The sequence below is a fragment of the Amycolatopsis sp. NPDC049252 genome, from assembly GCF_043197175.1.
In the GTDB taxonomy this organism is placed as follows: Bacteria; Actinomycetota; Actinomycetes; order Mycobacteriales; family Pseudonocardiaceae; genus Amycolatopsis.
Map to the genome: position 1 here is coordinate 1 of NZ_JBICSQ010000077.1, position 18,655 is coordinate 18,655.

Here is an 18,655-nt window from a genome sequence, read left to right on the forward strand (position 1 = left end):
GATCAGGCCCTCCCAGTACGGCAGGTGGGCGCGCAGCAGCAGGTGCCCGCCGTCGCCCGGGGACAGCTCCAGCACCCCCGGTGCGCCTTCGACGGTGATCGTGCGCCGGTAGACCGGGCCGTCGACCACCTCGACGCCGGGCACCGCGCGGGCGGCGAGCAGGCCGCGGACGGCGTCCCAGTCGTAGCCGGGCACCACGGGCAGGCGCAGCGGCAAGCCGCCGTCGGCGACCAGGCGGTCCGCGCGGCGGCGGCGGTCGCGCAGGTCCGAGGGCGCCGCGCGGAACACCTCCCGCATGGTCCGGTTGAACTGCCGCAGGCTGCCGAACCCGGACGCGAACGCGACGTCGAGCACCGTGAGGTCGGTGTCGTCGAGCAGCCGGCGGGCGAAGTGCGCGCGCCGCGACCGGGCCAGCTGGTCGGGGCTCGCCCCGAGGTGCTGCAGGAACAACCGGCGCAGGTGCCGCGGCGACAGCCCGACCCGGTCCGCGAGCGCCGCCTCCGTGCCGTCGTCGAGCGCGCCGCCGATGACCAGCTGCACCGCCCGGCACACCAGTTCGGGCGCGTCCGAGGCGACCGGCCCGGCCACCCGGTAGGGCCGGCAGCGCAGGCACGCCCGGAACCCCGCGGCCTCCGCGGCGGCGGCGTGCTCGAACGTCAGGACGTTCTTCGCGAGCGGCTTCGCACCACAGCCGGGCCGGCAGTAGATCCCGGTCGTGACGACGGCGGAATACGTGGTCATGACCCAGGTATAGCCGGGGCGCGACCGCGGCGCCGGACATATCCGGACATCGGCGCCCGGAGCGTGTCCGGATGTGGCCGGACCCGGCACGCGGGCCGTTCCAAGATGGTCGTCGTCAGTCGTCGAGAACGAGGAGTTTCCGTTGCTCACCAAGGTTTTCCCCATCCAGCTGAAGGACGGCAAACAGGCCGAGGCCGAGGCGCTCGTCGAGGAGTTCGCGCCGCAGGGACCCGGCGCCGAGGACGGCACGCTGTCCTTCCGCGTCTACCGGGACCCGGCCCGCGCGGACTACCTCCTGTTCGTCGAGCACTTCGCGGACCAGGCCGCCTACGACGCGCACACCGGATCGGCGGCCTACCGGGAGCTGATCGCCGGGCGGTTCGCCGGCCTGGTCGTCGAGTTCGTGGAGCTCGACCACGAACTGCTCGTCGCGCTGTGAACGAGGGGCAGCTCGCGCGGGCGAAGACGTTCGCCGCGAGCCACCGGCGCGGGGACCCATTGCTGCTGCCCAACGCCTGGGACGTCGCCTCGGCGGTCGCCGTCGCGGGCGCCGGGGCGGCGGCGATCGCGACGACCAGCGCGGGTGTCGCGTGGTCCCTCGGTGTGCCGGACGGCGCCGGCCTCGGCGCGGACCGGGCCGCGGCCGTCGTGGCCCGGCTCTGCGCGGCGGTCGACGTCCCGGTGTCGGCCGACATCGAGGGCGGGTACGACGACGTCGCCGAGACGACCACCGCGGTCGTCCGGGCCGGGGCCGTCGGGATCAACCTCGAGGACCGGTTGGGCACCGGGTTGTACACCGAGGCGGCGCAGGCCGAGCGCCTGGCCGCGGCCCGCGCGGCGGCCGAGGCGCTCGGGATTCCCGTGTGGCTCAACGCCCGGACCGACGTCTACCTGACCGGGGCCGGCGGTCTCGAGGAGGCCCAGCGCCGGTCGGAGGTCTACGCGGCCGCCGGCGCGGACAGCCTGTTCGTACCGGGACTGACCGATCCGGGCGCCATCGCCGAGCTGGCGGCGGGCCCGCTGCCGGTCGCGGTGATGGTCTGGGCGGGCGCGCCGCCGGTGGCCGACCTGGCCGCCGCGGGCGCCGTCCGGATCAGCCTCGGGTCGGCGATCGCCCAGGCCGCGTACGCGGTCGCGGCCCGCGCGACGGCGGAGCTGCTCGGCGCGGGCACCTACGACGTCACCGCGGACGGCATTCCCTACGGCGACCTGAACGCCGCCCTCACCCGGTGACAACTGCCTTCACGGCACGCTGCTTCGCCGGGGCGGGCGTTCGACGGTTCTGGTCACGTTCCTTCTTGTCCGCGGCGTTCGTCCGCGTTCCCGATTTCCCGGCCGGGTGAGACGCATCCCACATTCCGGCCCGTCCGGGCGAACACGGCCGGGGCGCCCGGACAACAGCCGGTATGCACCGAGGAAACGTCATGCTGCTGGCCGGGCTGTGCGCGGGGGCCGTCGTGGCGATGCTGATCGCGGCGGCGACCCTGCGTTCCCCCGACCCGGTGGCCGCGTCCGCGCCGCTGCTCGGGACGGCGCCGCCGGTGACCACGAGCGTCGCGACGACGGCGTCCTCGGCGCCGCCGGACACCACGGTGGCCAAGCCGTCGCCGAAGCCGGACCAGGACCAGGACCAGGAGCAGGGCCGGCTGCCGTCGGGGGCGGAGCTGGCGAAGCTGGTGCCGGGCAAGGTCAGCGTGCTCGTCCACGACCGGAAGAGCGGCGAGGACGTCGTCTCTTACCGGCCCGAGACGACCTACACCTCGGCGTCGCTGGTCAAGCTGCTGATCGCGTTCGAGGCGCTCCGGCAGGGGACGGAGCCCGACGTCGTGGCGGAGATGCTCTCGCGCAGTGACGACAACGTCGCGAGCCGGCTGTGGGCGAACCTCGGCGGGCCCGCGATCGTCTCGGGCTGGGCCGCGCGGATCGGCATGAGGTCGACGCGCCCGCCGGCGGATCCCGCGCACTGGGGCAGCACGATCGTCACCGCCGCCGACCTGGTGAAGCTCTACGAGTACCTGATGGACAAGGCGCCGGAAGGCACGCGGCAGGTCGTGCTCCGGGCGCTGGACGCCGCCACCCAGCACGGCGCCGACGGCTTCGACCAGTTCTTCGGCATCCCGGGCGCGGTCACGGCCGCCGACTGGGCCGTCAAGCAGGGCTGGTCGTGCTGCGACCCGGGCCGCAACCTGCACACCAGCGGGCTCGTCGGGGGACGCCGTTACATCGTCGTCGTCCTCAGCGCCCAGTCCGCCGACACCGGCTGGCCGACGGCGTCGGACCGCGTGACGGCCGTCGTGAAAGCGCTCTCCGGTCCGCTCGGCTGGGCGAAGTGACTCAGCCGGAGTCGGCGTCGAACCGCAGCTTCGAGGTGATCCGGTAGCGGTCGCCGCGGTAGACCGACCGGGTCAGCTCGACGATCCGGCCGCCGGAGTCCCGGGTGACCCGCTCGACCTGCAGGATCGGTGCGTACACCGGGACGTCCAGCAGTTCGGCCTGCTCGGGGTTGGTCACCGCCGGCTCCATCGTCTGCTCGGCCTCGGCCACCGTGATGCCGAACCGCTCCCGCAGCAGCCGGTAGAAGTTCCCGGCCTCCATGTCGGCCGGGGCCAGGCCGGGGACGAGCTCGGCGGGCAGGTCCAGGCGTTCGATGGCGATCGGCTCGTCGTCGACGTAGCGGACCCGCGTGACCCGCAGGACCGGCGCGCCGGGCGCGATCTCCAGCCGCGCCGCGCGGGGCGGGCTCGCGGGCGCCGTCGTGAACCCGACGACGCCGCTGGTCCAGTGCCCCTCGGCCGGGGGCACCCCCAGGCCCGCGGCGGTGCCGGCGAGCTCCTGGGTGACCTTGTGCGGGCTGGTGAACGTGCCGCGGCCGCGCTGGCGGACCAGCAGCCCGGTGCGGGTCAGCTCGTCGATGGCCGCGCGGACGGTCGGGCGGGACACGCCGAGCTCCTGGGCCAGGTCGCGTTCCGAGGCCAGCCCGGTGCCCGGCCCGGCCTTCTCGATCACGTTCAGCAGGTGGCGGCGGACCCGGTCCCGTTTCGCGGTGGGCGGCCGGTCGGGTCCGAGCGCGTCTGCGGTCAAGTTCTCGGCTTTCGGGGTGCGGGGACCGCGCCCGGGAACCGGACGCGCTCCTTCGGCAGGGCGTTCAGCGCGCGCAGCAGATCCAGGTGACCGGCCAAGCGGGCTCGGAAGTCAGCATAGTCGCGCGGCCCGGGGGACCAGGCCGACTCCGCGAGCGCGCACAGCCGCGGGAAGGCCAGCTGCCGCACGTGGTCGGGGGTCGGCGCGTGCTCGGTCCACAGCTGCGCCTGCGTGCCGATGACCCCCGGCCGCCCGCCGTTGTCGGGGTCGGCGGCGGGCAGGTTCCCGGCCAGGGGGTCGTAGGCGTGGACGTCGGCCAGGGTCGTCACGAGCTCGCGCGGTGGCTCGCCCGGCCCGTCGGTCTGCGGGTAGTCGAAGTAGGTGGACGTGTGCGGCGCCATGATCACCTGGTGGCCGCGGGCGACGGCCTGTGCGCCGTGACCGGCGTCCCGCCAGCTGGCCACGGTCATCTCCGGAGGCAGCGTGCCCGGCGAGTGGCCCGTCTCGTCCCAGCAGACGGCCTGCCGGCCGAGCTCGCCGAGGAACCCGTGCAGCTCACCGAGGAACCAGCTGTGCAGCCCGGCGGTGCCGTCCAGCCCGAGCGCCCTCGCGCGGTCCCGGGCGGCGGGCGCCGTCTCCCACTGCGTCGTCGGGCATTCGTCCCCGCCGACGTGGAGGTGCCGCGAGGGGAAGATCCCGGCGGTCTGGGCCAGGACGTCGCGGCAGAAGTCCAGGGCCTGGTCGTGCATGCCCAGGATGTCGGGGCTGATGCCCCACTCCGTCCACACCGGCAGCGGGCGGTCCGGGTGGTTGCCCAGCTCCGGGTAGGCGGCCAGGGCCGCCCGGACGTGGCCGGGCAGGTCGATCTCCGGCACGACCCGCACGCCGCGGGCGGCGGCGTGGGCGACCAGGCCGCGCAGTTCGGCGCGGGTGTAGAAGCCGCCGTGCGGGACGCCGTCGAAGTGCGTGCTGCCGGCCGCGCCGACCATCGACTCGCTGCGCCACGCGCCGACCTCCGTCAGCTTCGGCCGGCCCTCGATCTCCAGCCGCCAGCCCTGGTCGTCGGTGAGGTGCAGGTGCAGCACGTTGTACTTGTGCAGCGCGATGAGGTCGGTGAACTCGTAGAGGAACTCCAGCGGCATGAAGTGCCGGGCGACGTCGAGCAGCACCCCGCGCCAGGCCAGCTTCGGCCGGTCCCGGATCCGCAGGCAGGGCCAGCGGTTGGGGCCGAGCTGCCGCAGGGTCTGGACCCCGTGGAACAGCCCGGCTTCCCGCGTCGCGACGAGTGTGACGCGGTCCTCGGCGACGTCGAGTTCGTACTCCTCGGGCCCGAACCCGGCGCGCAGGTTCAGCCGGACCTCGGGGCCGTGGCCGGAGCCGACGACGCTGGTCAGGAGGTCCGCCGCGCGCCCGGCACCCGGGCCGGCCACGACGCGCACCCCGGCGTTGAGCGCGAAGAATCCGCTGCGGCGCACCAGTTCGGCGGGCCGGGGGATGAGGGGGAGCACTAGCCCTTCACCGCGCCCGCGGTCATGCCCTCGACGAGGTGCCGCTGGACGAGCGCGAAGAACACGACCACGGGCAGCGCGAACAGCGTGGACGCCGCGATCAGGCCGCCGTAGTCGGTCCCGGTGCTGGTGCTGAACGAGACCAGCCACACTGGCAGCGTGTAGCCGGACTGGTCCTTCATGATCACGTACGCGAACAGGAAGTCGTTCCACGCGGTGATGAACGCGAACACGCTGGTCGCGATCAGCCCGGGCAGCACGAGCGGCAGCAGCACCGAGCGCATGATCCGGGCCCGCGACGCGCCGTCCACCATGGCCGCCTCCTCCAGTTCCACCGGGATCCCGTGCAGGAACCCGCGCAGGGTCCAGATGGTGAACGGCAGCACGAGCGCGACGTAGGTGAGCGTGAGCCCGAGCAGGTTGTTCAGCAGGTGCGCGCTCTTCAGGCCGAGGAACAACGGGATGACCAGTGCGGGCACCGGCACCATCTGCAGGATCAGCACGCCGATGAGGAAGCTGCGACGGCCGAAGAACCGGAAGCGGGTCAACGCCGTCGCCGCCAGGAACGCCACCACGATCGACAGCAGCACCACCGTCACGGTCACCATGACGCTGTTCAGCAGATCCCGGGTGAAGCCGGGTTTGGCGAGCGCGTCGGCGAAGTTGTCCAAGGTGAAGTTCAGCGGGAGGAACTGCGGGGTCGGGCTCAGGATGTCCCCGCGCGGCTTGAACGCCGTGTTCACCATCCAGTAGACCGGGAACACCCACACCAGGCAGAAGAGCGCTGCCGTCACGTTGGTGCCGATCCGCCGTGCCCGCATCAGAAATCCTCTCCCGCCCGCACCAGGCGGCGCACGTACACGATGGTCATGGCCAGCAGCAGCAGGACCGAGACGACGGCGATCGCCGCGCCCTGCCCGAAGGAGTTGGTGCTGAAGGCCCGGGTGAACGTCCAGATCCCGAGCGTCGTCGTGCCCTGGCTGGGCCCGCCCTGGGTGAGGATCCAGATCTGGTTGAACACGGTGAAGTCCCAGATCACCGAGAGGATCGTGACCAGGCCGAGGATCGGCTGCAGGAACGGCCAGGTGATGGTCAGGTGCACCCGCCACGGCCCGGCACCGTCCAAAGTGGCCGCTTCGTAGTACGAGCGGGGGATCTGGGACAGCCCGGCGTGCAGCGTGAGCGCCACGAACGGCACCGACTGCCACACCACCAGCAGCCAGACGAGCGTGAACGCCGACGCCGGGGTCGTCGTCCAGTCGCGCTGGGTGAAGTCGCCGAGGCCCAGCTGCGACAGCAGCCAGTTGACGACGCCGTAGCCCGGCTGGAAGAGCCACTGCCAGACCAAAGTGGACGCCACGTTCGGCAGCGCCCACGCCGCGATCAGGCTCATCGTGACGGCGACCCGCATCCCGCGGCCGAGCCGCCGCAGCATCAGCGCGACAGCCATGCCGATCACGAGCGTGCCGGTCACCAGCGCCGCGCAGAACCCGACGCTGCGCAGCAGCACGGGCACCAGCTGGCCGTCGCCGAGCACGGCGGCGTAGTTGTCTCCGCCCGCCCAGGTCGCCGTGCCGGTGAACAGCGCCCGCAGCCCGTAGTCCTGCAGCGAGATCAGCACCAGCCGGACCAGGGGATAACCCAGCACCAGCCCGAGGACGACGACCGCGGGCATCAGCAGGCCGTAGGGCAGCAGGGTGCGGCGGCGTTTCCGGGCGGGCACGGGTGGTGGCGGTGCGACCGGCGCGGGCCGCTTCAGGACCTTCACGGCGTTCCTCCATCGGGGTGGGCGGGACGCCCGCGGTCAGGGGACGGCAGTCCACCGCGGACGTCCCGCCCGGTCACTGGCCGGCGTTGAGCGCCTGCGTCAGGTGCGCGTCGAAGTCCTTGGCCGCGTCCGCCACGGACTTGCGGCCGGTGGCGATGTCGGCGAAGAACGTGTTGACCGACTTGTCGCTCTCGATGGTCGCCCAGCCCGCCGTGGCCGGGGTGGCGTCGCTCGACTTCGCGGCGGCGTAGAACGCGGCCCGCACGGGCGGCAGCGTCGGCGTCACCTGGTCGATGATCTGCGGCGACACCGGCGTCCAGCCGTCGATGCCGACGATCGCGTCCCGCTGCACGGCCGGGCTCGCCGCGGCCTTCAGGTAGGCGAGCGCGAGGTCCTGGTTCTTGCTCTTCGCCGCGATCCCGAGGTCGGACCCGCCGAGGAACACCGGCTGGCTCTTGCCCGGCGTCGCGCTGGGGAAGGGGAACGTGCCGAGCCGGTCCTTCAGCTCGGGCTTGTTCTTCAGCACGGTGTTCACGCTGGTGTCCAGGATGGCCCCGGCGCCGCCGGAGGCGAACATCGCGGCCTGGTCGGGTGCCTTGGTGTCGACGTTGCGCGACGCGGGGGTCGAGTAGGCCGCCTGGAAGTCCTTCCAGGCCTGCAGTCCCCGCTGCGCGGCCGGCGACTCGAGCGCCCCGGCCCACTTGCCGCCGGACTCGGTGGCCAGCTCGCCACCGGCGTCCCAGACGAACTGCAGCGCGCCGTACCAGTACTGGCCGGGGAAGTGGAAGGCGGAGAAGCCCGGGTCCGGGTGCTTGGCCTTGATCTTGTCCAAGTCCGCGGTGAGTTCGGCGAACGTCGCAGGCGGCGCGGTGACCCCGGCGTCGGCCCAGAGCTGCTTGTCGTAGATCACCGCGCGGTTGCCGGCGAACAGCGGCGCGGCGTAGATCTTGCCGTCCACTGTGGCCGGTCCGGCGAGACCGGGCAGCCAGGTCTGGCCCGCGGCCAGGTCGTCACGGTGCCCGGAAAGGTCGGCCAGCGCGCCGTTCGCGGCGAACAGCGGGACGTCGGTGTTGCCGATCTCGATCACGTCCGGCGTGTCGTCCTGCGCGAGCGCCGTGCTGATCTTGGTGTTGATGTTGTCCCACTCTTGGATCTGCACGGTCACCTTCGCGCCGGTGGCCTTTTCGAACGCGGCGTTGACGGCGGTGGTGGCCTGGTCGCTCAGGTCGCCGTTCATCAGCCACACGGTCAGCTGCCCACCGCCCGGCGCCGCGGCCGGGCCGGCGGAGGTGCCGCAGGCGGTGAGGGTGAGGGCGAGCGTGCCGACCACGGCGGCAAGGGAGCGTCTGTTCACGGGCAACCTCCTCGGGTGGTGAGGAGCTTGCAGGTGACCATTGGTAAAGTCAACGAAGTTAGGTCGTTTGGTCTAGACCTTGTTGACAGCCTACGTGCAGGCCATGTGGATACGTGGGGTGGTGACCATTGGTCACTTCTGGTCGGGCAGGCAGGCGCACGACAGCGGGCGCGGGTGGTTCACCCGCGCCCGCTCCGGCGGTTCCGTCCGTGTCAGACCGCCGGCACACCCTTGGCCGCGGCCCGCGCGGCGGCGGCGTCACGGCGCTCTTCGAAGCGCGACGCCTGGGCGTTCAGCGTCTTGAGGAAGTCCGCCAGCTCCTGCCGTGCGGTCTCGCCGACCTCGCCGAGGCCGGTCAGCTCGAAGACCTTCCAGTAGCGCAGCAGCGGCATCACGACGTCGTCGTGGTGGATGCGCAGGTCGTAGATGCCCGCCTTGGCGATCAGCGCCGCCTTGCGGACGAAGCTGGGGATGACCGCGCCGGGCATCGCGAAGTCGAGGACCTCGTCGGTGATCGCGCGCACCATGGCGTCGGGGGAGATCTCCAGCGCGGCCTTGACCAGGTTGCGATAGAAGACCATGTGCAGGTTCTCGTCGGTGGACACCCGGGCGAGGAGCTTCTCGGCCAGGGGATCCTGCGTGTAACGGCCGGTGTTGCGGTGCGAGAGCCGCGTGGCCAGCTCCTGGAACGAGACGTACGCGCAGACGTGCAGCAGCGGCTTGTCGCCGGTCTCGTACCCGGCCTGCATCGTCTCCATGCGCATCCGCTCGAGCTCGACCGGGTCGACCGCCCGCGTCACGAGCAGGTAGTCGCGGATGGCGATGCCGTGGCGGCCCTCTTCGGCGGTCCAGCGGTGGACCCAGGTGCCCCAGGCGCCGTCGCGGCCGAAGGCGCGCTCGATCTCGCGGTGGTAGCTGGGCAGGTTGTCCTCGGTGAGGAGGTTGACCTCCAGCGCCGTCCGCGCGATCGGCGTGACTCGGGACTGCTCCGGGTCCCAGGCCTCGCCGCCCAGGTCGGCGAAGTCGCGGCCCTGGCTCCAGGGGACGTACTCGTGCGGCATCCACTCCTGGGCGGCCGTGAGGTGCCGGTTGAGGTTCTCTTCGACCGTGCCCTCCAGCTCGTACATCAGGCGCGTGCTTTCGGGGACCGGCATGGCGGGGTTCCTTCCGTCACCTACGCGACCGTAACTTACGGTGCCGTAGGTACTGGCAACGAACGCGGGCCCCGGACGGTTCCCGGGACTGGCTATCGTGAACCCGGCGGGGGTACGAGCGGAGGGGGCCAGGTGGCGGAGCGGACACGGCCGGGGGAGCGCCAGCCGAGCCTGGCCGATGTCGCGGGACTGGCCGGCGTCTCGCACATGACCGTCTCGCGGGTGGTCAACGAGAGCGGGCCGGTGCACCCGGAGACCCGCGCCCGGGTGCAGGCGGCGGTGCAGAAGCTCGGCTACCGGCCCAACTCGGCGGCGCGGACGTTGGTCACGGGCCGGTCGGGCACGCTCGGCGTCGTCGCGCTGGAGTCCAACCTCTACGGGCCCGCGAGCACCCTCTACGGCATCGAGAACGCCGCCCGTGAAGCCGGCTACGGCGTCGCGATCTGCAGCGTCGGCCGGCCCGGGCGGTCGTCGATCGGCGACGCGGTGGAGAGCCTGCGGCGCCAGGCCGTGGAGGGCATCATCGTGATCGCCCCGCACGTCACGGCGGGGCGCGCCCTCGCGGCGGCCCCCGCGGACATCGCGGTCGTCGCGGTCGGCGGCGGCGAAGGGGCCCCGGTCCCGGTCATCTCCGTCGACCAGTACGACGGCGCCCGCCGCGCCACCGAGCACCTGCTGGCGCTGGGGCACAAGACCGTCTGGCACGTCGCCGGGCCGGAGGACTGGCTGGAGGCACGCGACCGCGAGCGCGGCTGGCGCGAGACCCTCGAACGCCACGGCCTGCGGGTCCCGGACGTCATCCGCAGCGACTGGAGCCCCCGTTCGGGCTACGAGGCCGGCCGGACGCTCGCCGGCGTGCGCGGGCTCGGCGCCGTCTTTTCGGCCAACGACCAGATGGCGCTGGGCCTGCTGCGCGCGTTCACCGAGGCCGGCCTGCGCGTCCCGGGCGACGTCCACGTAGCGGGTTTCGACGACGTCCCCGAGGCAGCGTACTTCTCCCCGCCCCTCACGACGGTCCGCCAGGACTTCATCGAGGTCGGCCGCCGCACGTTCGGGCTGCTGGAGGCCCGCATGGCGGGCGGCGACGTCGGCGCGCGGCACCTGGTGCCCGCCGAGCTGATCGTCCGGGAGAGCACCGGCCCGCGCTGACCGCGACCTGCGTGGGTGTCCAGGTGCAGCGGGATGAGCCCAATTCTCTCGATTTCACCTCCGGAGTCGCGCCACTGCGGCGCTCGTCGGGTGCATCACGCCTCGCAGGAAGGTCCGCGCGGGGCGGTGCGACTTCCGTCCGTTCGTACCACCTACCGACCTCCGGCTTGATCCATCCTGGTGTCGTATCTTGACCAGTTCTGTTGAGGTTCTCTAGCGTTCGTGTTCGATTCTGCGTGAATCCCGACATTCTGGTTCACCGCCGATCCAGGAGGACCTCGCCATGCGCACCGCCCGGACGCTGTTCGCCGCCCTGCTTTCGGTCGTCTTCGCGCTTGCCGGGGTCGTGGTCCCGCAGCAGGCGTCCGCGGCGCCGCCACCGCCCAAGGCGAGCCACACCGTCACCTACGACGGTTACTCCTTCCTGGTCGACGGGAACCGCACCTACCTGTGGTCCGGCGAGTTCCACTCCTACCGGCTGCCCAGCCCCGACCTGTGGCTCGACATCTTCCAGAAGATGAAGGCGGCCGGCTTCAACGCGACGTCGCTCTACTTCGACTGGGGCTACCACTCGCCGCGCCAGGGCGTCTACGACTTCACCGGTGTCCGCGACCTGGACAAGCTCCTCGACATGGCCCAGCAGGCCGGCCTCTACGTCATCGCCCGGCCCGGCCCGTACATCAACGCCGAGGTCGACGGCGGCGGCTTCCCGACCTGGCTGTCCACCACCCCCGGGCACACCCGCAGCGCCGACCCCGTCTACCTGAAGTACTCCGACGAGTGGCAGACGCAGATCGACCGCATCCTCGCGCGCCACCAGCTGACCAACGGCACCGGCAGCGTGCTGGCCTACCAGGTCGAAAACGAGTACTACAACGGTGACGCCGACGGCCGCGCCTACATGAAGCACCTCGAGGACAAGGCCCACGCCGACGGCATCACGGTTCCCCTGGTGGGCAACAACAACGGCACCTTCAACGCCGGTGACGCCGCCCTCGACGTCGACGCCGCCGACTCCTACCCGCAGGGCTTCGACTGCTCCAACCCCGACAAGTGGAACGGCGTCCCGGACATCAGCTACGACCACGTCCCCGGGAAACCGCTGATCACCGCCGAGTTCCAGGGCGGCGCGTTCGACCCGTGGGGCGGCCCCGGGTACGCGAAGTGCGCCCAGCTGATCAACGACAAGTTCGCGAACGTCTTCTACAAGCAGAACATCGCGGTCGGCGCCACCGGCCAGAGCTTCTACATGCTGCACGGCGGCACGTCCTGGGGCTGGAGCGCGATCCCGCAGAACTACACGTCCTACGACTACGGCGCGGCGATCACCGAAGCCCGCCAGTACGACCCGAAGTACAGCGAAGACAAGCTGATCGGCTACTTCACCCAGTCCGTCGCACCGCTGACGAAGACCGAGGGCCTCGCCGCCGCGCCGCTGACCGACCCGGCGCTCACCGACACCGCGCGGATCAACCCGGACACCCGCACCCAGTTCCACACCCTGCGCCACACCGATTCGACGTCGAACGCGAAGAACACCACGAGCCTGTCCCTCGACCTCGCGGCGCACGCCGGCTACAGCTACGACGACCGCGCGACCGAGGTCGGTTACACCGGCACCTGGACCCACGCCGGGCCCGAGGTCGACTACACCGGCGGCGACTACCAGCACACGGAGTCGTTCTCCGAGGTCACCGGCGACAGCGTGAGCATCCCGTTCACCGGCACCGGGATCCGCTGGGTCACCTCGAGGGACCCGAGCCACGGCGTCGCCGACGTCTACCTGGACGACGCCAAGGTCAGCACCGTCGACCTCTACGCGGCGAGCAAGCAGAACCAGGTCACCGGCTACGAGACGCGGGGCCTGCCCGCCGGGGCGCACGCGCTCAAGATCGTCGTCACCGGCCAGAAGAACGCGCAGGCGACCGGGCCGTTCGTCGTCGTGGACGCCGTCGACCTGGTCTCGGCGAGCACCGACTACTACCCGGTCGTGCCGCAGCAGCCGGGCACCGGCCTCACCCTCGACGGGCGCCAGTCCAAGATCGTCGTCGCCGGGTACGACCTCGGGCAGACGCGGCTGCAGTACTCGACGTCGGAGATCATGACGTCGGCGACGATCGGCGGCCGTGACACCGCGGTGCTCTACGGCGACCACGGCGGGCCGGGCGAGACCGTCCTGCGGTTCGCCCAGCAGCCGAAGGTCCAGGTCCTCGACGGCGCCGCCACCAGCACCTGGGACGCCGCCCGCGGTGACCTGCGGCTGAACTACACCCACGACGGCCTGGCCCGCGTGCTCGTCACCGCCCCCGGCAAGCGGCCGCTGCTCCTGCTGCTCGCGGACAAGGCGACGGCCGGGACGTTCTGGCGGCAGGACACCGCGGCCGGGCCGGTGCTCGTCCGCGGCACCGACCTGCTGCGCACGGCGACGGCCCGCCCCGGCGGCCTCGACCTGACCGGGGACACCGGCGCCGACGGCGCGTTCGAGGTGTTCGGGGGCGGAAACGTCACCTGGAACGGGCAGCCGGTGGCGACGCGGCCGACGTCCAGCGGCAGCCGCACAGGCACCCTGCCGACGGCGAAACCGGTGACCCTACCCGCCCTGACCGGCTGGAAGCACCAGCAGGAGTCGCCGGAGAGCGTACCCGGGTTCGACGACTCGGCGTGGCCGGTGGCGGACAAGACGACCAGCAACAGCAGCACCGCCGTCGGCACCAAACCGGTGCTGTTCGCCGACGACTACGGCTTCCACACCGGCAACACCTGGTACCGGGGCCGCTTCACCGGCGACGGGAAGCAGACCGGCATCACCCTGTCGAGCCAGAGCGGGGGACCGGCGGGCGCGTTCTCGGCGTGGCTCAACGGCGTCTTCCTCGGCAGTTCGACGACCCAGCAGCACACCTTCACGTTCCCGGCCGGTGCCCTGAAACCGGGGGACAACGAGATCTCCGTGCTCACCGTGAACATGGGCCACGAAGAGGACTACGGCGCCAGCAACGGCAACAAGGCCGCGCGCGGCCTGACGTCGGCGCGGCTGACCGGGTCCCCGCTGACGTCGGTCACCTGGCGGCTGCAGGGTGTCCGCGGCGGCGAGCAGGGCCTCGACACCGTGCGCGGCCCGCTCAACACCGGCGGCCTCTACGGCGAGCGCGCGGGCTGGTCGCTGCCCGGGTTCCCCGACGCGGCGTGGAAACCGGCCACTCTGCCCGCGAAGGACACGACGCCGGGTGTCTCCTGGTACCGGACCACCGCGAACCTCGACCTGCCGCGCGGCCAGGACACGTCCCTCGGCTTGACGATCACCGACGATCCGGGGCGGCAGTACCGGGCGCTGCTGTTCGTCAACGGCTGGCAGCTCGGCCAGTACGTCAACTACCTCGGGCCGCAGCACAGCTTCCCGATCCCGAACGGCGTGCTGAACCCGAACGGCCACAACACGATCGCCATCGCTGTGTGGAACCTGGACGGCAGCACCGGCGGTCTCGGTTCGGTGGCCTGGACGAACTACGGTTCGCACCGCTCGCCGTTGGTCGTGCGGCAGAACGCGTCGCCGGGTTACGACGGCCGGTACACGATGCCGCCGGCCCCGACGGCCGCGGTCTCGCTGTCGGCGCCGGACACCGCCACGGCGGGGCAGTCGTTCACGGCGACGGCCACCGTCCGGATCCCGGCGGGCGCGCCCGCGGCGACGGACGTCCGTCCGGTGCTGACCGCGCCGGCAGGGTGGACCGTCGGCGCGGCGTCACCGCCGTCGGTCGCGCGGATCGACGGCGGCGCCTCGGCGACGTTCTCCTGGCCGGTGACCGCGCCGTCCACAGTGGACACGTCGGCGCTCTCGGTGCGGGTCGGCTACCGGCAGGCCGGGCGGCCCGGGACGGTGACGGACGAGCGGATCGTCGGCGCCGTCCCGGCCGCGCCGCCCGCCGGGCAGGACGCCGTCAGCGACCTGCCGTTCCTGACCGCGGCCAACGGCTGGGGCCCGGTCGAGCGCGACACGAGCAACGGCGAGGCGAACGCGGGTGACGGCAAGCCGATGACCATCGGTGGCGTGTCCTACGCGAAGGGCCTGGGCGTCCACGCGCCGGGCGACGTCCAGCTCTACCTGGCCGGCTCCTGCACCCGCTTGACGGCCTCGGTCGGCGTCGACGGTGAGGTCGGCACCGCGGGCAGCGTCACCTTCAGCGTCTCGGTCGACGGCACGACCCGGGTGACGACCCCGGTGCTGCGCGGCGGGCAGGCGGCGGTCCCGATCGACGTCGACGTCACCGGCGCGCAGGTGCTGGACCTGCTGGTGAACGACGGCGGCGACGGCAACGGCAACGACCACGCGGACTGGGCGCAGCCGACGCTGACCTGCGTCACGCCGCCTGTGCGGTGAGGACGGGCGCCGGGTGCAGCGAGTACGTCGCGCGGACCGCCCGGCGCTCCTTCCACAGGTGGTACACGGCGAGCCCGAAGATGATCGTGCCGATGACGTTTGCGATGAAGTGCCACCAGACGCGGTAGGTGGTGAGGCCCGGGCCCGGGTCGATGAGGCCGAAGAACGTGGACAAGCCGATGGCGCGCGAGCCGAACGCGACCGACAGCGTCAGCGCGAGGTGCTCGAGGCCGTGGATGCCCTGCATCCAGACGCCCATCTTCCCCCAGCGGCGGGACCGGGTCTTGGTGGCGCGTCGGGTGATCACCATGACGCCGACCAGGCCGGCCAGAAAGATGAAGTTCCCGGTCAGGTGCAGCAGTTCCATGCCGAACGTCGGCCGGTTCGGCAGCACCATCTGCAGGCCGTTGGCGAGGCTGGTGCCCCACGGTGTCATCCAGGCGGGCGAGTTCGGGTGGCCGAGCCAGTAACCGACCTGGGCGATGTGCTCCTGGACGTGCCCGAGCTGCCCGATGACGCCGAGGCCGATGAGCAGCACCGAACCGCGGTACACCCAGGGGCGCACCGGCCCGCGGTTGGCGTAGGCGAGCACGCCGACGGCCGCCCACATGGCGAGCGCCCACAGCACGAGCAGGGTCGCGCCCGCGGTGTCCCAGCCCGACATCGACGACATGGGCATGCTCATGACGGCCTCCGATTCCCCGGTCTGTTCGAAGACTAACCGGGAAACCGGCGCCGGACCTTCTTCCGCCGTGCGTCTCATGCGGACCGTACGAACCGGGCAAACCGTTACAGGGCAACGGTTTGCGCCACAAGCCGGACGGCGAGCGCGGTGATCACCGCACTCGAGACGAGGGCCGTCACGAGCCGCCCGCGCGGACCGGTCAGTACCCGCCCGAGCAGCGCCCCGCCCCCGGCGAGCAGCGCCTGCCAGCTCGCCGACGCGGTGAACGCGGCGAGCACGAACACGGCCTGGTCGAGCACCGGCACGGCGGTGGCCGCCCGGTCGCCGACGACGAGTGCGGTGAAGTAGACGACCGTGGTCGGGTTGACCAGCGTGATGCCGAGCAGGCTGAGATACGCGCGCCCGGCGCCGATCTCGGTCACCGGCCTGGTCGTCGTTTTACGGAGGGCCTGTACCGCGCCGCGGACGGCCAGCACGATCAGGATCGCCGCCGAAAGCAGCCGCAGCGGCCCGGCGACCGGCGTGATCACGCCCGCGATCGCGGCGCCGCCGAGTACCGCCACCAGCGCGTACACCCCGTCGGCGGTCGCGACCCCGAGCGAGGCGGCGAGGCCGGTCTTGAGCGACGTCCGGGCGGTGAGCGCGACGAGGTAGGTCGCCACGGCGCCGACGGGGATCGCGATGCCGTACCCGGCGAGCAGGCCGGCGACCAGCGCGCCGGTCACGACGCGAGCAGTTCGGACCTCCGCGGACGGCACGGCTGCTGCCGGACCGGCGCGGTGGTCGCGGCGACGGTCGGCAGGAGCGGGGTGCGGTGCGTGGTCATGGCGCAGATGGTGCCGCCCACCGGAACACGGGGCAACCACATTTCGCCGCTGCCGCCCGCAACGGCCAGCACGCTGCCGGGAGCGGCCAACACGCGGGGAGTGTGGGCGTGTCGGCCGCTCCGGGCGTCGGGTCGCCGCCAGCCGGTGGGCGATCCTGAGCTGTGCTTCAATCGGCCGGACGGACGTCGGCGCGAGAAAGGGCTTTCACGAATGCGGGTCGACCTCAGTGGGAAGACGGCGCTGGTCACCGGGTCCACCCAGGGCATCGGGTCGGCGATCGCCAGGGGGCTCGCCGCCGCGGGCGCGCGCGTGGCGGTCAACGGCCGGAGCGGCGACAGCGTGCAGGGGGCCATCGTGCGGCTCAAGCAGGAACTGCCGGACGCGGACCTGGTCGCCGCCGCGGGGGACGTCTCGGACGAGGCCGGCGCGGCGAAGGTCGTCGAGGCCGTGCCGGACGCCGACATCCTCGTCAACAACCTCGGCATCTTCGGCGCCCAGGAGCCCCTCGACATCACCGACGCGGACTGGCGGCGCTACTTCGAGGTCAACGTCCTCGCCGCGGTGCGGCTCACCCGCGCCTACCTGCCGGGCATGGTGGAGCGTGGCTGGGGCCGGATCCAGTACATCGCCAGCGACTCCGCGATCGTGATCCCCGCCGAGATGATCCACTATGGAGTGTCGAAGACGGCGCTGCTCGGCGTCTCCCGCGGGTTCGCCAAGCACGCGGCCGGCACCGGCGTCACGGTCAACTCCGTGATCGCCGGCCCGACGCACACCGGCGGTGTCGAGGACTTCGTCTACGAGCTGGTCGACAAGGACCTGCCGTGGGACGAGGCCCAGCGCGAATTCATGAAGAAGCACCGTCCGCAGTCGTTGCTGCAGCGCCTGATCGAGCCGGAGGAGATCGCGAACCTGGTGGTGTACCTGAGTTCGACGTTCGCCTCGGCGACCACCGGCGCGGCCGTCCGCGTCGACGGCGGGTACGTCGACTCGATCGTGCCGTGAAGGCTTGAGTCCCGTCCCCACCCGGAAGCACGGGGGAACCCCGGGTGAGGACGAGAGTTTGGGGCCGGTACGGGGTCCGCCTCGCGGCGAGTGGCACAACACGGCTCCAGCGTGACCGGTATTCCGTGAAGGCAAGGGGTGAGGCCCGGGGGCACCGCCGTACCGACACACCGTACAACGCCCTGGGCCGCGTGGTGTTCCGCCCCGTGGAGTGACGTACGTCGCCGGGGTACCCCGCGCGGGGGTCGCCCGGTCGAGCGCGCCGCCTGTCGCGATCCGGCCGCGTGGTTCATGATCATCTGCATGGAGCAGACCAGGACACCGGTGGCCGTACGGCGGGTGCTCTTCGGAGCGGTGATGGGCGCGGCCTTCGCGGCCGCCGCCTGGATAGCGCTCTGGCTCGCCATGCACCTCTGACCGCGCCGCTTTCGTCGCAACTCGTCGCATCTGCCGTCATGTCGAGTGCAGCTGGAACGAGCTGACCTGCACGGACGCCCGAGTATGCGACATCTTCGTCGCAGCTGAGTAATGCCCTTTTGCGCGACCCGAAGCTGGATCCAGGCCAACTGGCGCACCATCCATCCGGCTGAGGGGTTCTGTTGCTGACCTGGATCATCGCTTGCATCGCTGCTTTGTTTCTCGCCCTCCTGGGCAGCGCGGGCTATGTAGCCCTCTTCGTACGTGACGCTGTACATCGAGCCGACGCGTACAAGGTGCTCAAGCTCGTCATGACCGTCGCCATCGGCGCCGGCGGAACCAGCGGACTGCTCTCCCTCGTGCGGAACCTCCACGAACTGGGTGTCCTGTGAGCTGAGCTGGCCGACTATCGACTGTATGGGTGAAGGTCAGGTCGACACCTGTGACAGCGCGCGTTCTCGATACGACTGCCAGGTTGACATGGTGTCTGAATGCACCTGGTAGTGGGTAGCCGGGTGACAATGGGCGGCGATGGGTAACGACGCGAGCGATCCGAGACGGCGGCGCAGGCCGATCAGCAGACCTCAGGTG

The 18,655-nt window shown here is 71.8% G+C and carries 16 protein-coding genes; 7 read left to right on the forward strand and 9 right to left on the reverse strand.

Features of this window, described 5'->3' with window-relative positions; all coding sequences use genetic code 11:
* Positions 1-741, reverse strand: a 741-nt coding sequence (locus ACGFMK_RS40380) for a helix-turn-helix domain-containing protein (protein ID WP_392774675.1), incomplete at its 3' end; no start/stop codon positions are given.
* A gap of 142 nt (positions 742-883) precedes the next feature.
* Here ACGFMK_RS40380 and ACGFMK_RS40385 point away from each other — a divergent pair.
* From ACGFMK_RS40385 to ACGFMK_RS40395, 3 genes are all read left to right on the forward strand, one after another.
* The gene (locus tag ACGFMK_RS40385; protein WP_392774677.1) at positions 884-1,180 is read left to right on the forward strand and encodes a putative quinol monooxygenase; all 297 of its coding nucleotides are present in this window, start codon (positions 884-886) and stop codon (positions 1,178-1,180) included.
* A complete protein-coding gene (locus tag ACGFMK_RS40390; protein ID WP_392774679.1) occupies positions 1,177-1,974 on the forward strand; it encodes an isocitrate lyase/phosphoenolpyruvate mutase family protein in 798 nt (265 codons plus the stop codon). The genes ACGFMK_RS40385 and ACGFMK_RS40390 overlap by 4 nt, the downstream gene beginning before the upstream one ends.
* Positions 1,975-2,147: 173 nt before the next feature.
* Positions 2,148-3,074, forward strand: a complete 927-nt coding sequence (locus tag ACGFMK_RS40395; protein ID WP_392774681.1) for a hypothetical protein — start codon at positions 2,148-2,150, stop codon at positions 3,072-3,074.
* Position 3,075: 1 nt separating this feature from the next.
* On the opposite strand, the gene ACGFMK_RS40400 is transcribed toward ACGFMK_RS40395, so the two are convergent.
* The 6 genes from ACGFMK_RS40400 to ACGFMK_RS40425 all read right to left on the reverse strand — a co-directional run bounded on the left by ACGFMK_RS40400 (position 3,076) and on the right by ACGFMK_RS40425 (position 9,606).
* The gene (locus ACGFMK_RS40400; RefSeq protein ID WP_392774683.1) at positions 3,076-3,822 is read right to left on the reverse strand and encodes a GntR family transcriptional regulator; all 747 of its coding nucleotides are present in this window, start codon (positions 3,820-3,822) and stop codon (positions 3,076-3,078) included.
* Positions 3,819-5,330 (reverse strand): beta-N-acetylhexosaminidase, encoded by a 1,512-nt coding sequence (locus ACGFMK_RS40405; protein WP_392774685.1) that lies wholly within the window; start codon positions 5,328-5,330, stop codon positions 3,819-3,821. The genes ACGFMK_RS40400 and ACGFMK_RS40405 overlap by 4 nt, the downstream gene beginning before the upstream one ends.
* Positions 5,330-6,151 carry a carbohydrate ABC transporter permease gene (locus ACGFMK_RS40410; protein WP_392774687.1) on the reverse strand — a complete coding sequence of 274 codons (822 nt, stop codon included), beginning with the start codon at positions 6,149-6,151 and terminating at the stop codon, positions 5,330-5,332. Before ACGFMK_RS40410 ends, ACGFMK_RS40405 begins: the two co-directional genes overlap by 1 nt.
* Complete coding sequence (locus tag ACGFMK_RS40415) at positions 6,151-7,098, reverse strand: carbohydrate ABC transporter permease (protein ID WP_392774689.1); 948 nt, start codon at positions 7,096-7,098, stop codon at positions 6,151-6,153. The genes ACGFMK_RS40410 and ACGFMK_RS40415 overlap by 1 nt, the downstream gene beginning before the upstream one ends.
* Positions 7,099-7,171: 73 nt before the next feature.
* Positions 7,172-8,452: an extracellular solute-binding protein gene (locus ACGFMK_RS40420; protein ID WP_392774691.1), complete on the reverse strand. Its 1,281-nt coding sequence runs from the start codon at positions 8,450-8,452 to the stop codon at positions 7,172-7,174.
* A 212-nt stretch (positions 8,453-8,664) separates the two neighbouring features.
* Positions 8,665-9,606: an acyl-ACP desaturase gene (locus ACGFMK_RS40425; protein WP_392774693.1), complete on the reverse strand. Its 942-nt coding sequence runs from the start codon at positions 9,604-9,606 to the stop codon at positions 8,665-8,667.
* A 132-nt stretch (positions 9,607-9,738) separates the two neighbouring features.
* On the opposite strand from ACGFMK_RS40425, the gene ACGFMK_RS40430 reads away from it, so the two are divergent.
* Both ACGFMK_RS40430 and ACGFMK_RS40435 read left to right on the forward strand, forming a co-directional pair.
* Positions 9,739-10,755 carry a LacI family DNA-binding transcriptional regulator gene (locus tag ACGFMK_RS40430; protein ID WP_392774695.1) on the forward strand — a complete coding sequence of 339 codons (1,017 nt, stop codon included), beginning with the start codon at positions 9,739-9,741 and terminating at the stop codon, positions 10,753-10,755.
* Positions 10,756-11,038: 283 nt separating this feature from the next.
* Positions 11,039-15,130, forward strand: a complete 4,092-nt coding sequence (locus ACGFMK_RS40435) for a beta-galactosidase (RefSeq protein WP_392774697.1) — start codon at positions 11,039-11,041, stop codon at positions 15,128-15,130.
* On the opposite strand, the gene ACGFMK_RS40440 is transcribed toward ACGFMK_RS40435, so the two are convergent.
* On the reverse strand, positions 15,111-15,815 hold the full coding sequence (locus tag ACGFMK_RS40440; RefSeq protein ID WP_392774699.1) for a DUF6008 family protein: 705 nt from the start codon (positions 15,813-15,815) through the stop codon (positions 15,111-15,113). The two genes, ACGFMK_RS40435 and ACGFMK_RS40440, sit on opposite strands and share 20 nt — an antisense overlap.
* A 104-nt stretch (positions 15,816-15,919) precedes the next feature.
* A complete protein-coding gene (locus ACGFMK_RS40445) occupies positions 15,920-16,540 on the reverse strand; it encodes a LysE/ArgO family amino acid transporter (RefSeq protein ID WP_392774700.1) in 621 nt (206 codons plus the stop codon).
* 312 nt (positions 16,541-16,852) lie between these two features.
* Here ACGFMK_RS40445 and ACGFMK_RS40450 point away from each other — a divergent pair, with 312 nt between their 5' ends.
* Complete coding sequence (locus ACGFMK_RS40450) at positions 16,853-17,647, forward strand: SDR family NAD(P)-dependent oxidoreductase (RefSeq protein WP_392774702.1); 795 nt, start codon at positions 16,853-16,855, stop codon at positions 17,645-17,647.
* 599 nt (positions 17,648-18,246) lie between these two features.
* On the forward strand, positions 18,247-18,456 hold the full coding sequence (locus tag ACGFMK_RS40455; RefSeq protein ID WP_392774704.1) for a hypothetical protein: 210 nt from the start codon (positions 18,247-18,249) through the stop codon (positions 18,454-18,456).
* Positions 18,457-18,655 lie beyond the last annotated feature (199 nt).

What these genes read in the sequence shown, in the direction of transcription:
- ACGFMK_RS40395 (WP_392774681.1), top strand. Translation starts at nt 2,148, where the DNA reads ATGCACCGAGGAAACGTCATGCTGCTGGCCGGGCTGTGCGCGGGGGCC.
- ACGFMK_RS40410 (WP_392774687.1), bottom strand. Translation starts at nt 6,151, where the DNA reads ATGCGGGCACGGCGGATCGGCACCAACGTGACGGCAGCGCTCTTCTGC.
- ACGFMK_RS40425 (WP_392774693.1), bottom strand. Translation starts at nt 9,606, where the DNA reads ATGCCGGTCCCCGAAAGCACGCGCCTGATGTACGAGCTGGAGGGCACG.
- ACGFMK_RS40435 (WP_392774697.1), top strand. Translation starts at nt 11,039, where the DNA reads ATGCGCACCGCCCGGACGCTGTTCGCCGCCCTGCTTTCGGTCGTCTTC.
- ACGFMK_RS40440 (WP_392774699.1), bottom strand. Translation starts at nt 15,815, where the DNA reads ATGAGCATGCCCATGTCGTCGATGTCGGGCTGGGACACCGCGGGCGCG.
- ACGFMK_RS40450 (WP_392774702.1), top strand. Translation starts at nt 16,853, where the DNA reads ATGCGGGTCGACCTCAGTGGGAAGACGGCGCTGGTCACCGGGTCCACC.